The organism is Joostella sp., assembly GCF_048266025.1.
GTDB classification, from domain to species: Bacteria; Bacteroidota; Bacteroidia; order Flavobacteriales; family Flavobacteriaceae; genus Galbibacter; species Galbibacter atrarenae.
In genome coordinates, this window is sequence record NZ_JBLXAF010000001.1 from 123,136 (window position 1) to 137,002 (window position 13,867).

The following is a 13,867-nucleotide window of genomic DNA, read 5'->3' on the forward strand; positions in this document are numbered from 1 at the left end:
TAAAATAAGTAGTCTTTTTAGTTCTTATCTTCTCCAATGAGAATCATTATCTTTGCCATTTAATAATCATACATTCAAATGGCAATACCTGTAAACGGATTTTCTAAGCTTACCAAAGATCAAAAAATTGAGTGGCTTGCAAAGAATCATTTTATAAACAAAGAAGAAGGAAAAACAATAGTAGCTCAATATTGGAATAGCGATGCTAAGCTCCAATTGCTTCACGATGAATTTATAGAAAACACCATTTCTAATTTTTACCTTCCTCTAGGAATCGCTCCAAATTTTTTAATCAATGGAAAGTACCACACCATCCCAATGGCCATTGAAGAAAGTTCTGTTGTAGCCGCAGCAGGTAAAGCCGCCAAATACTGGCAACAACGTGGAGGCTTTAAAACAGAAGTTCTAGGCACTGAAAAAATAGGTCAGGTACATTTCATGTTTTATGGTGACGACTCTAAATTAGAAACTTTCTTTTCAGAAATAAAATCAAAATTAATTGCTTCCACAAACGACATTACAGAGAATATGCGTAAGCGTGGTGGTGGGATTACAGATATAACTTTAAGAAATAAAACTTCTGAACTTAACAGCTACTACCAGCTTCATTGTACTTTTGAAACGTTGGACGCAATGGGAGCTAACTTTATAAACTCCTGTTTAGAGCGTATTGCAAAGACTTTTAAAGAAGAAGCTCAACACTTTTCTTTATTTACTACTGAAGAAAAAGATCTTGAAATAGTGATGAGTATCCTTTCCAATTACGTCCCTAATTGCATCGTAAAGGCTTCAGTAAGTTGCAAGGTTGAAGATTTAAATGAAGACAAAAACTTAACTCCTATAGCTTTTGCTGAAAAGATTGTTCGTGCGGTTGCCATTGCAAATGCAGAACCACATAGGGCAGTTACACATAATAAAGGGATTATGAATGGTATTGATGCCGTTGTTCTAGCTACTGGAAATGATTTTAGAGCTATTGAAGCTGGAGCTCATGCTTACGCTGCAAAATCTGGAAGCTACAAAAGCTTAACTCATGCAGAGATTGAAAATGGTATTTTCAAGTTTTGGATTGAAATTCCATTAGCAATTGGAACTGTTGGCGGACTCACAAGCTTACATCCTTTGGTGAAATTATCATTAGAAATTTTAGAAAAACCTTCAGCTGAAGAATTAATGCAAATAATTGCTGTAGCTGGTTTAGCTCAAAATTTTGCAGCATTACGATCTCTTGTTACAGACGGTATTCAGAAAGGACATATGAAAATGCATCTTATGAATATCTTAAATCAACTGGGAGCTACTGCAAAAGAGAAAGAATACTTTGCAGCTTATTATAAAGACAAAACCATTACTCATAGCGGAGTAATTAGTGCTTTTAACTCATTAAGAGAAAAAGATGCTTCATAAATATCATAGCAACGGTAAGTTATTAATTACTGGGGAATACACTGTTTTAGATGGTGCGAAAAGCTTAGCGCTACCAACCAAATTTGGACAAACATTAACCGTTGAAGAAACAGAAAGTAAAACCATTTTATGGAAAGCCCTTCGTCATAACGATGAAGAGTGGTTTACAACAGAAATAGACCTTCTTAGGCTAGAAAATAAAACTGAAGATGCTATAATAAACACAACTAACAATCAGATCACAGAAACATTACTTAATATATTAACCGAAGCAAAGGCTCTAAACCCTAGTTTTTTAAAAGGAGCTAAAGGAGTTAAAGTCATTACAAAACTAGAATTTCCAGAAAATTGGGGATTGGGTTCTTCCTCTACACTAATTAATAACATAGCATCTTGGGCAAATGTAAATGCTTTTACTTTGCTATGGAATAGCTTTTCTGGAAGTGGGTATGATATTGCTTGCGCACAAAATGATAGTCCCATAGTTTATAAATTAGAACATAAAAACCCACAAATAGAAACTGTAAAATTTGATCCTGCTTTTAAAGATCAGCTGTTTTTTATCCACTTGAATAAAAAACAAAATAGCAGGGAAGGAATTGATAGGTATCGTAAAGCTACATCTTCAGAAGATAAAGCTAAAGCAATAAAAAGCATCGATATACTTACTGAAAAAATACAAAACGCACAAAGCCTAACTCTATTTGAAAACCTCCTTAAAGAACACGAAGAAGTAATAGCTTCTATCATTAAACTACAACCCGTAAAAGACCACCTTTTTAAAGACTTTAAAGGTGAAATTAAAAGCCTTGGAGCATGGGGAGGAGATTTTATCTTAGCAACAGGAGAAAAAGCCTATACAACCAATTACTTCAATAAAAAAGGGTATCACACTATTCTCTCTTATGAAGAAATGATTGCATAAAAAAAAGCTCCCTTTAAAGGAGCTTTTTTATTATGATCTATTTTTAAACAGCATTTACATTAGTAAATATCTGCTCTTTCATCTTCAATTTCTGCAGCATTTTTCAATGCATTATAAGCAGCCAAACTTGCTCTATTTCTATTAAGTGATTTTTGAGTGTTTGCGTATGTAGTATAGTTCTCTAAAGAAGGAGCGATCTCCTTTTTAGTAACAGAAACCATAAATACTCCATTTTCACCTTCAATTAAACCAGAAGTCTCTCCATTAGAAAGTGCCATTGCAGTACCTACAACTTTAGGCTCTCTACCAGCACCAGCTATTGTTGGTGTCTTCATAGTAAGTCCAGAACCAGCAGTAACATTAACATTATTAGTCTTAGCGAATTCGTCTAAAGATTTTCCAGCATTCTCTTTCATGATAATTGCTGCTTTCTTTTGTTTTCTTAAGATTGGTAAAACTTGAGCAGAAGCATCTTTAGCAGTTGCTAAACCAGCTTTTCTAATTCCAGTTAACTGCACTATTGCGTATCCGCTTGGCGTATTAAAACGCTTAACATCTCCAACTTCAGTTTCAGCATTAAAAGCCCATTGTACAATACTACGTTGGTTTCCAACTCCAGGTACATTTTCATCTAAAGCTTGAATTTTATTTACAGGACGTACAGAGTAGTTTGACTCTTTAGCTATTGCTTGGAAATCTCCTTCTGCAGCAGCCATTTCAAATTTTGTAGTTTCTGTATAAAGATCGCTAGTAGTTCTTTCTGATGGCTCGATTTCTCTCGCTACAGTTGCTAATTGAACAACGTCGTATTTATCTTCAACTTTAATAATATGAAAACCAAAATCTGTTTCAACCAATCCGATAGATCCGATTTCATTATCAAAAATATAATCATTAAAAGCAGGAACCATTTGCCCTTCAGGAATATCATCATAAGTTCCTCCACGGCTAGCAGAACCAGGATCTTCAGAATTTTCTCTTGCCAAAGTAGCAAAATCATCTGGATTAGATTTTACTTGAGCTAAAAGAGATTTTGCTTTAGCCTCTGCCTCTTCTTTAGTTCTTGGCTCAGAAGGCTGCGCTTGAGAACCATCATAAGAGATAAGAATATGACTTGCTTTTACAGAACCACCTTTTTTCTTAGCCACCATTCTAGTGATTTTAAAGAAATCTCCATCTTTATATGGCCCATAAACCTCACCAACAGGAAGGTTATAAAGTGTATCTGCGAATGCTATAGGCAAATCCTTTTTCGCCAAATAAGTAGTATCATTCTTGATATCAGAATTTCTACTTACGAAGTCTTGAATATTTGTTGTCGTTTTAAACCCAGCTACAGTATCGTTATTCTTAGTAGTTTCGTTATAAACAACGCTATTCTTTAAAAGTTTAGCTAAACTAGCTTTTGCTTCATTGATATCTTCATCAGAAGCTTTCTCTTCGAAATATACATAACGAATATCTCTAGAAGCCTCTTGATCAAATTCATTTTTGTGTTCCTTAACGTAAGCATTGATCTCACTATCTGAAACATTAATTGTACTATCTGCAATAGAAGTGTAAGGTACACGTACATATTTTACGTCTACTTTATCACTTTCTAAATGATAAGCTAATTCTCCTTCTTTTAAAGTAGTTCCTACACCAGCTTTTATTAAGTTGAAGTAAGACTGCTCTTTAGAAGCATTGATTAACGCATCTTCTTGTAATTGCCATTGTTGATATCCTGCTGGATTGTTTGCTTGTAAGTCTGCAATAAATTCGATGAATTTCCCTTCATCAAAAACACCAGCTTCATTTTGAAAAGTAGGATCTGAAGCGAAAGCAGGATTTGCTTTAACAACCTCTAATATCTGATCTTTTTCAATATTAATACCAAGATCTTCGAATTCTTGCTCTAAAACAATATTTCTAACTTCTTGATTCCATACTTGGTTTACAACTTGAACTGTAGTAGCATTTGCACCATACCTTCTGGAAGCGTTCTCCACCTTGTACGCGAACTCTTGTCGCGAAATACTTTCTCCATTTACTTCTCCTACAGTTGTTTTTCCAGTACCTGAACTATTACTAAAAACTCCGGAAATAACAAATGAAAATAAAGCCAAACCTATCACTAAAATTAAGATTAGTGAACGACTTCTAATTTTTTCTAGAATTGCCATTTATCAATACAATTTATTAAATTAATGTGGGCGAAAATACCACTTTTTTGGAATAATAAAAACCTGAAGATGCAATTATTAAGGATTTTATTAAATATGATTCATAAATAGGTGACTATTACCTAAAAAATAGACTACAAATTGCTATAATTTCAATGGATTCGGCACTATTTAACGAAAAAAGAAGAAGACGCTAAGCTTCTAACTTCGTAATAAAACTAGTCGTCTTCACGCAATTTAAGAGATACAAGATCTATTTTTGTGTTACTAACCTCAAGGATTGTAAATTGATATTCTTCTATGTTTACAACTTCTTCTTTTGAAGGGATTTCTCCAAGATAACTCACTATAAGCCCCCCTAAAGTTTCATAATTCTCACCTTCTGGTAAATCCAGCTTGTACTCTTCATTTAAATAATCGACTTCTAATCTTGCAGAAAACTTATACTCTCTTTCATTTAACTGTTCTTCTATAAGTTCTACACTATCATGTTCATCTTCTATTTCTCCGAATAATTCCTCTACAATATCCTCTACCGTCATAATCCCAGAAGTTCCTCCGTATTCATCTAAAACCACAGCGATACTCTTTCTCTTCTTTATAAGAATCTCGAGTACATCGCTTATTAGTATAGTTTCAGGAACATATTCCACTGGCATCATTACAGACTTAATGTCTGCTGGTTTTTTAAATAAGTCAAATGAATGCACATAACCAATAATATCATCAATTGTTTCTTTGTAGACCAAGATTTTAGAAAAACCTGTTTCAGTAAAAATCTTACTTATTCCTTTAGGGAGTTCCTCTAATTCTACAGCAGTAATTTCCGTTCTAGGAATCATTACTTCCCGAGCCTTTACTTCTGCAAATTCCAAAGCATTTTGAAAAAGCTGAATCTCAGAATCCATATCATCTTCTTCATTTGCAGCTTCCATTTGTTCAGAAATGTAATCCCCTAACTCTACTTTACTAAAAGCTAGTTGCACATCATCTCCATCAGTCTTAAAAAACACCTTTAAAACTAGATCTGAAATCCATATAATAAAGGAAGAAATAAAAGAAAACAACATATAAAATATATATGCTGGAATTGCAAAAATCTTAAGCAAGCTATTGGCATAAATTTGAAAAAAAACCTTCGGAAGAAACTCTGCTGTGATAAGAATTATCAAAGTAGAGATTACAGTTTGAACTAAAATAATATTAAAAGGAAGGCTTTCTCTCCCTATATATTCTGGATATAGAGAATTTATAATTACCTCTCCCATATAAATACCATAGACAACTAGCGCTATGTTATTCCCCACAAGCATAGTAGCAATAAACTTTGAAGGTTTCTTAGTAAGTTTCGTTAAAACCTTAGCTAAAACACCTCCTTGCTTTTTCTCTATTTCTATATGTATTTTATTTGAAGAAACATACGCTATCTCCATCCCAGAAAAGAATGCAGATAAGATAAGAGATAAAATTATAATAATTATGTCGATTTGCATCTATTCTTTGTTTTGCCTACCTCCAAATCTTTTACGGTAATACCTTCTAAAGAAAAACATTCCAATAGAAATAACAGCAAAAAACAAGAACAAATATGCTCTGTTTCGGTCAACATTCCATTGCTGCACTACTTCTACCACAGAAATAACAGCAACAACAAGGTAAGCAATCTCAAAAATTTTAAAATACTTCATATTTATTTTTATAAGAAAATAGATTTCTTTTAATCAAATGTAAAGAAAAGTTGGAAATAAGCGAATTTTTTACTCTGTATCTTCACTATCTTTTACGACAGCAGTTCCAGAGTTACCATGAGAGCTCACTACTGTAAACTCTTTATTGAAGTCTATACCCACCCCTTGCATATTTAAATCTGGGCTGGTGAATTTATAATCCCCTTCAGTAAAAATCCATTGATTTTCTTGATCGTAATACAACTGAGGGGCATTTAATATTTTGCCATCGTATGTTTTAAGGACAACATTCCCCTTCATATCGATAAGCTTGGTATCTGAATAAATAATACCATAATTTGCTGAAGCGCTACTCTTTTGATTATCCTTATCATAAAAATCCACATGAAAACCCTTTGGGAATTCACGGTAAGGAAAAGCCTGGTTTGCGTAATCCTCGAATACAGGACCACTTACTACAGCTGTTAATCTTGTAGAATCTGTATACTTCAGCACAAAATTTTCGGCAATACCAACGGGAGTTTTATTAATAGCATTTATCTTTTGAACTTCCTTCAAATTACCTTCACATGAAAAAAACATTGTCACAGCAAATACTGTGACAATGTTAATCAATGTATATTTTAAACTAAATTTCATTTTACAAGCTAGGAACTTTTACACTTCCTCCAACCCAACAGTTAAATTGGATTGTTTTTCCTGCCATACCAGAGCTAAAAATATCTTGCTTACTTGGTGCTCTACCAGCATAACTTGCAGCAGCTTGTGCAGATCTACTTTTTAAAGATGGATCTACTTGACCAGCTTTTCTAGCTACTTCAGCAGCTTTCCAGTAAATTGCTCTTTTCTCGAAAGTTGTACTTCCACAATCATTTGCACTATTAGCATATAGACTTGCTATAATTAAATATGGCGTTCCGTTTGCTGGGTTTAAAGATAAAGCTTGTTGAGCGTATGTTCTAGCACTAGACTTCTGACCTCTTTTAGAAGCTTTACTAGACATTCTTGTTAACTTAGTAGCTTTTTTAATAGGATCAGTTTCTAAGTCTATTGACTGTTTATAGAACTCAGTTGCTTTACTACTATTCCCTTGCTCTTCATATAAAGAACCTAGGTAGTATTTAGAACTTGCAGATGGCTCAATTTGATCTAACGCCTCTACTAATTTCACAAACATTGGATCTCCTGTACAATCTTTAGAATCCATTCTTCCTGCAGCACTCTTTAACCATGCAGCATCTGTTTTATGAGCTTCGAAATTTTTCTGATAAAGAGGAATTAAGTTATCACAGTCTGCTAACTTACCTAATTTAGCATCAACACTACCACTAATTTTTTCGTAGTTTTCTCCATTCTGTCTTGCTGCAGCTAATATTTTAGTCTCTTTACTAGTTAATGTTCCTGCATCTTCTTTAGGCACATACTTAACAATAGTTTCTCCTAACTCTTGATTCTCTTCAGCAATCTTTCCTGTTACATCATCATATGTATCAAAAACCTCTTGAAGGTCTTTTTTACCAGCTGCATTAAGATCAACTAACGTAGAGAAATAAAGGTATAAAGCTTTTGGATTTTTAAATCCATCTTTATCTTCCTTATATGCTTTATCTAATAAGTTATAGATCTCTTCATCAGAACCCATTTTCTGATCATTCATTAATAAAGCTGCATCTATATCTGCACCAGCCTTTGTATATCTTTTTGGAAAATACTCAGGTCCTTTTTTATAAAGCTCGGTAAGCATAGTAACATACTTATCTTTATTTGCAGGATCCTTTTCAATTTTATCTTTTAAAATTCTTTCTCCATAGTGGAATGTAGCCCAATGCAATTCTGGACAATTTTCATATACCATTTTCCATGGTTCATATGCAGCGTCATAGTTTTTAACTTTCGCATGCTCGGCAAATACGGATAAATTTTGTGGACATTCAGGGTTCTGTGCTTGCCCTAATGTAACAAAGGCAACCCCTAGAACACCAACCAATATAGAAATCTTCTTTTTCATTTATGTAATTTTATGGTTAACGTATTATATATTTATCTATCTAATTAAATTCTTTCTAAACCATCTGTCGTTTAATGACAAACTTATAAAAACATTGAAATAGTTTTCTTCAATTCTTCCTAAATAAGTACTTCCTCTTTTTCCAAATTCCACACCTACATTGGCATTAGAAAAACCATTCATCGGTAAACCTAAACCAAAAGACATGCCAAAGTCGTGAACAGGCACATTATTAACTAACAGACCAGTCTTTTCATTCTTCATTCCTATTCTATATGTCACTCTTTTCCAGTAACTTGCGTAAGAATCATAATCAGGAGTCCAAAAACCACCTACAGAAAATCTATTTCCATCTTCATAAGCTCCATTCACCACATCTATAAATTCATTCTCAAACTCACTAGACTTAGTTATTTCATACTCACCACCTATAAACCATGTGTATTTTTTTCCCACACCTAATCCTAATGTATAAGATTCTGGTAAATGTAAGTAAGTAGAATTAAGTCCTAACGCTCCTAAATCTACATCCTCAGTAACTCTTGGCACCTCTAAACCAGCGGAATTTGTTAAAATTGTTGATATTGACCTATCATTACTAGAGGTAATCTTTGTTGCTGGCGTATACAATACAGAAGATTTCAATTCTAAATTTTTAGTCAACTCAGCATCATAATTTAATGAGAAGCTATAATCAAACCCACTGTATTCTGAATTGTTCTGTATTCTTGTTCCATATTGAATCCCTTCCAAAAAGCGGACTGACTCCTTTTCTATTTTTCCAAAATTAAAATTTACTTTTCCTCCGAGGCTAAAATTATTTAAAAAAGTAAAACCATAAGCAAAAAATGCTTTATTAATTCCACCTTCACCTGAATATCTATCCAATTGAGCTGGAGAAGCATCTTCATCTAAAGATCTTACTCGGTATCCTACAGAAGTCCAAGGCACTAAACCAAAGCTCATTCCCATGTTATTTCCTAAAGGAACTCCAACTGCCAAATAATCGAAAGTTACATCCGAAGCATTTTCACTACCTTCATCTGTTGCTAAATCTAAAGAATGATAACCTCCACCAACAGTAAATGCAGTTAATTTAAGCTTTCCTAAAGATGCAGGGTTATTAAGATTTAAGTGTATACTGTCTGTATAAACACTAATACCCCCCATCGATCTATTTTCTACCAATCCCTTAAAACGTTGGTCTCCTGTTCCGTAAAAAGAATATGGTGATACACTTCCCTCCTGCGCAAAACTGTAACTACATATAAATAATACAATTACAATAAAAATCTTTTTAATCATTCAGTGTTTGTTGAGTTCTAAAATATAATTAACTCCCTCCAAGAGGAAATTCGGATGAGCAAATATGCTACTTTTTAATCTTTTAGACAAAAAATGACTATCACCACCTGTTAAAATAACTGTTAAATCTTTAAATCTATCAATATATTGTAGTATTACACCTTCGATTTCATTAACGGTTCCGTTCACTACTCCCGAAATCATACAACTTTGTGTAGAGTCTCCAATAAAGTCTTCAAAATCAAGAGAAGATACCAATGGAAGCTTTGCAGTATATGCATTCATGGCCTTATACCTCATATGAACCCCGGGGGAAATTGCTCCTCCCTTATAAACCCCATCTTCACTTAAAAAATCATACGTTATACAACTCCCCGCATCTATAACTAAGCAATTTTGAGCGCTATACTTATAATAAGCGGCTGCAATAAGAGCAATTCTATCTACCCCTAAAGTCTTTGGAGTAGCATATTGATTCCTAAAAGGCACTTTAGAATCTGAAGTAAGCATGGAGACAGGAGCAAAAACAGCCATTGCTTTTATATGCTCTTCGGATAGTTTTCCTACTGAAGAAATCATAATATGGCGGATCATCGGGTACTTTTTGAAAATATTTGAAAAATTTTTTAAAATATTTTTTTCCTCAGTCTGCAAAACTTCCAAAAACATATCTCCCTTAAAAACAGCTAGTTTTATAAAAGAATTTCCAACATCTACTATTAAATTCATGCCTAATTATTAAAGTTGTAAAGTTACAAAACCATTTTTTTCTAAAATTATTTTGTAGATATTAAATTTGATTCTATATTTGCACCCGCAATGACGCACTGGTGCCTTAGCTCAGTTGGTAGAGCAAAGGACTGAAAATCCTTGTGTCCCTGGTTCGATTCCTGGAGGCACCACCACTAAAAGCCCGATTCCATTTATATGGCAATCGGGTTTTTTGGTTTTATACTTTCCCTTAATCAAAATAAAAAAAGCAAGCCTAAACAGAACCAACTGCCTGATTTATTACCCAAAAACACTCTACAACAAACCAAAAGAAAACCGCAAGATTCACAACCTTTGTTTTGAATGATAATTTTTGATTAAACCACCCAACATTACTTTAAAAAACAAGAGAGAACTTTAGAACAGCTGAAAGTTATAAACGTAAGACTTTTCCTAATCATATTTACAGCAATCTTCAAACAACAGCCCAGTCCTACAATATTCTTAGATTAAAATAAAATTATCGACATAACCTATGAAAAAGAAAAAACCTTCAACAAATAAATATCTGCTGAAGGTTTAATATATTTTTGTAGCCTTAAAAAGACTTAAACAATTCTCTTTTTTAAAATTATAAGCACTAAAAGGAAAACCAATAAAATTTCATAATCTGCACCGGCTATTATTCCATAAAAACTAGCTTTTGCTATCAAAAAATGTGTCATCTGAATTAGTTTTAAATTTATCTAACTAAACTGTAACCGATAAAATCGAATTAAAATATTCTATTATTTCACTTTTATGCTTTGTCATATCGACAGAAATGACTCCGTATACACCTTGAGCTTTCTTATAAACTTCTTTATCCAAAGAACAAAGAATTATCGGGATATTCCTTTTATACACGCCCAATAAGCTTAGTAAATCTCCTGCACTGTATGCAAAAAACACAACTGCCACATAATCGTTCTCATCAAAATTCACATCCGTTAGATCTTTACTAACGTGAAATTCCCCATAACTCAAATCACTTTTTTGCAACATTTTCGAAAAGGCGCCTTGAGGATCATAAACCAACACTTCCATATTATAATTATTTATTTAAAAGCTTGGAGCAAACAAAAATCAATCTTATCATCTAGGCTATAAATAAGAAAAGACTTAAGGAGAGAATATTCACAAGAGATTTAACCCACTTATAAAGCAAAATAAAAAAACCTACTAATTTTTATTTATTACCCTTCATTCCTTAAGTCTTTAACAATAAACCAACCTAAAGCCTACACTCTACAAAAAGATTTTATAGAGTTTTAACTCATTGCAAATGTAGAACAGGCAGGCTTTGAATAAAAAAAATCAACTACAGTCTTATTTCGTAAAGTGATACATTAATTTTAATGTATCACTTTACGAAGACATATTTTTATAAGGTTTTTAAACAGAAAAACATCTACAAAGATTACTTGCAGACGTTGCTATATAAGAGACTAACTCTTGAAGAAACTTTATTTAGAAATAACATAGCCTTCCTCTAAGGCTTTAAGAATAAGATCTACAGTTCTATTCACATCCATTTTAGCCATAAGTCGCTTACTATAGAAATGAATTGTATTCACACTAAGGTCTAACTCAAAAGCAATCTCTTTTGCCGTCATTCCATCACACATTAACTGTAACAATTGCGTTTCACGCGGAGACAACTTCACATCTTTTTTATGAAAATTATCAACCATAGCTAGGGTTGCATTTTTACTAAAGTAAGGCTTAGAATTACCCTCTTTGAAATGTACAATCGCAGAAATTAAGTCGGATACAGCGTCTTGCTTCGTTATATAAGCGTTAGCCCCTAAAGAAATAGCATCTCTCATTATTTTTGTAGAAACTGAAGAAGACAATACTATTATTTTATATTGATCATCCTTTTTAAAAGCCCTAACTTCTTTAATAACCTCCAACCCATTAGTTTCTGGCATAAAAACATCTAGAATAATAAGATTCACTTCATTCTCTTTTAAGTAACCTAAAAATTCTAAATGAGAAGTAAACGTTTCAATATGACGCACCTCAGGGACATCTTGAAGAATTTCCCTTACCATATCGGTAATCATTTTATGATCATCTAATATTACTACATGCATATCAACAAAGTCCTTTCTTTACAGTTTAATTATTACAGCTTTTATATCACTTTCAATAAAGCTGTATTTATATTCATTTTATGGTAAAACTTTACAAATCTAAGACATATTAAATTGATAAAGTCTTTATTTCTTAATTATTATACGTGAAATTTCTTCAAATTAATTAAACACTATCTTACTTATTACCAGAACCTTGAACACCGAAAAGATCTATATATTTCTTAAATGAATACACTTCAACACGACTAACTCTATCAATATGACAGAGTATACCTAACTCTACTAAGGTTTTAATTATTGTATTGGCACGTTCTTCTGATACATTTATCAGCTCAACTACATCATTAACATCTATTACAGGATTTAAGTAAAGAAACGCTACAACCTTTTTAGCCTCGCCAGAACTTTCATCCAATTTATTTACAGCTCGATTTACTAGTCTTTGCATCTGGAGTATCTTATTAAGATTCCCCGCTCCATCTTTCGCCACCTCAGCAATTCCTTTTAAAAAGAATTTAAGCCACTGCTGCAAGTCATTATCCTTTCTCACTTTATTCAAGCTCCTAAAATACTCATCTTTATTCCTTTGTAAATAATCTGAAAAATATAATATAGGAAGCCTGATAAGTTTTTCATCAATTAAATTTAGAACTATCAATAACCTTCCAATTTTACCATTACCATCAACAAAAGGATGTATTGTCTCAAATTGATAATGAATTAACGCCACCTTCAAAAGATCTGGTAACGCATTAGATTTATCATTTCCAAAAGCTAGAAGGTCCTCCATTAAATAATCGATGGACTTATGTGTTGGAGGCACAAAGGAAGCATGTATTACCGAAGAACCTCCAATCCAATTCTGAGTTCGGCGATATTCTCCAGGCATAAACTCCTCCGCTCTGTTTTTACCCGAGAGCGTTTTATGAGCCTCCTTAATTAAAGATGCCTGAAGCGACTGATTTTTTAAACTATTTATAACCTTATTCGTTGCAGACACACAATCTCTTACAGCTTGCCAAGCCCCCTTTTTATCCTGAGCCAAGTCACCTTTCTTCATAAAAGCTTCTTCCAGAGTGAGATAAGCTCCGTCTATATTACTAGACTGCACAACCTCTTTGAAAATATGCATATTGACAAACATATCCATATTCACATATTCTGAAAACATATCTAGTCTACCGACCTGCCTATCTGCTTTACTTAATAAACTTAAAACTTCCCTATCATTAATAAGCCACTCTTTATTTATGAATGTGGGTTGAAAATTCACATAACGCCTATGAATTATATAACTTCCTGCTTTGTAATCATCCATAACATATATATTAAGATCAATTTATAACGAAGTTAAGGGAAACATTTAAAGCCACATTAAAAATAAAAAAATAGGCGTAATAGCCAATATTATTAACAAAAAAACAACACTACATCAAATAGGAAAACAAAAAAAGGAAGACGAAGAAAAGTATATAAAAACAAAAAAGCTCCAATTCTCATTGAAGCTTTACTTTTGC

12 protein-coding genes and 1 tRNA gene are annotated in these 13,867 nt (G+C 33.0%); 3 read left to right on the forward strand and 10 right to left on the reverse strand.

Going from position 1 to position 13,867, the window contains the following annotated elements:
- The first annotated feature begins 78 nt into the window (after positions 1-78).
- Both ACN0TY_RS00490 and ACN0TY_RS00495 read left to right on the forward strand, forming a co-directional pair.
- Entirely contained in the window at positions 79-1,407 is a 1,329-nt protein-coding gene (locus ACN0TY_RS00490; protein ID WP_417442950.1) for a hydroxymethylglutaryl-CoA reductase, degradative, read from the forward strand.
- Positions 1,397-2,332: a GYDIA family GHMP kinase gene (locus ACN0TY_RS00495; RefSeq protein ID WP_417442951.1), complete on the forward strand. Its 936-nt coding sequence runs from the start codon at positions 1,397-1,399 to the stop codon at positions 2,330-2,332. Before ACN0TY_RS00490 ends, ACN0TY_RS00495 begins: the two co-directional genes overlap by 11 nt.
- A gap of 59 nt (positions 2,333-2,391) precedes the next feature.
- Here the strand turns inward: ACN0TY_RS00495 and ACN0TY_RS00500 are convergent, their stop codons facing one another.
- The 7 genes from ACN0TY_RS00500 to ACN0TY_RS00530 form a co-directional block, all read right to left on the reverse strand.
- Positions 2,392-4,497, reverse strand: coding sequence for a peptidylprolyl isomerase (locus tag ACN0TY_RS00500; protein WP_236959414.1), 2,106 nt, complete (start codon positions 4,495-4,497; stop codon positions 2,392-2,394).
- Between the two features lie 218 nt (positions 4,498-4,715).
- Positions 4,716-5,990, reverse strand: a complete 1,275-nt coding sequence (locus ACN0TY_RS00505) for a hemolysin family protein (RefSeq protein ID WP_417442952.1) — start codon at positions 5,988-5,990, stop codon at positions 4,716-4,718.
- Positions 5,991-6,185, reverse strand: coding sequence for a hypothetical protein (locus ACN0TY_RS00510; RefSeq protein ID WP_417442953.1), 195 nt, complete (start codon positions 6,183-6,185; stop codon positions 5,991-5,993).
- A 69-nt stretch (positions 6,186-6,254) separates the two neighbouring features.
- Positions 6,255-6,800, reverse strand: coding sequence for an LPS export ABC transporter periplasmic protein LptC (lptC, locus tag ACN0TY_RS00515; RefSeq protein ID WP_417442954.1), 546 nt, complete (start codon positions 6,798-6,800; stop codon positions 6,255-6,257).
- Between the two features lie 25 nt (positions 6,801-6,825).
- On the reverse strand, positions 6,826-8,193 hold the full coding sequence (locus ACN0TY_RS00520; protein WP_417442955.1) for a tetratricopeptide repeat protein: 1,368 nt from the start codon (positions 8,191-8,193) through the stop codon (positions 6,826-6,828).
- A gap of 36 nt (positions 8,194-8,229) precedes the next feature.
- A complete protein-coding gene (locus ACN0TY_RS00525) occupies positions 8,230-9,498 on the reverse strand; it encodes a hypothetical protein (RefSeq protein WP_417442956.1) in 1,269 nt (422 codons plus the stop codon).
- The gene (locus ACN0TY_RS00530) at positions 9,499-10,227 is read right to left on the reverse strand and encodes a type III pantothenate kinase (RefSeq protein ID WP_417442957.1); all 729 of its coding nucleotides are present in this window, start codon (positions 10,225-10,227) and stop codon (positions 9,499-9,501) included.
- 100 nt (positions 10,228-10,327) lie between these two features.
- Here ACN0TY_RS00530 and ACN0TY_RS00535 point away from each other — a divergent pair.
- Positions 10,328-10,403 (forward strand) — tRNA-Phe (locus ACN0TY_RS00535).
- Positions 10,404-10,959: 556 nt separating this feature from the next.
- Here the strand turns inward: ACN0TY_RS00535 and ACN0TY_RS00540 are convergent.
- The 3 genes from ACN0TY_RS00540 to ACN0TY_RS00550 all read right to left on the reverse strand — a co-directional run bounded on the left by ACN0TY_RS00540 (position 10,960) and on the right by ACN0TY_RS00550 (position 13,668).
- Entirely contained in the window at positions 10,960-11,295 is a 336-nt protein-coding gene (locus ACN0TY_RS00540; RefSeq protein ID WP_417442958.1) for a hypothetical protein, read from the reverse strand.
- 419 nt (positions 11,296-11,714) lie between these two features.
- Positions 11,715-12,347 (reverse strand): response regulator, encoded by a 633-nt coding sequence (locus ACN0TY_RS00545; RefSeq protein WP_236959427.1) that lies wholly within the window; start codon positions 12,345-12,347, stop codon positions 11,715-11,717.
- Positions 12,348-12,525: 178 nt separating this feature from the next.
- On the reverse strand, positions 12,526-13,668 hold the full coding sequence (locus ACN0TY_RS00550; protein WP_417442959.1) for a Fic family protein: 1,143 nt from the start codon (positions 13,666-13,668) through the stop codon (positions 12,526-12,528).
- Positions 13,669-13,867: the final 199 nt, after the last annotated feature.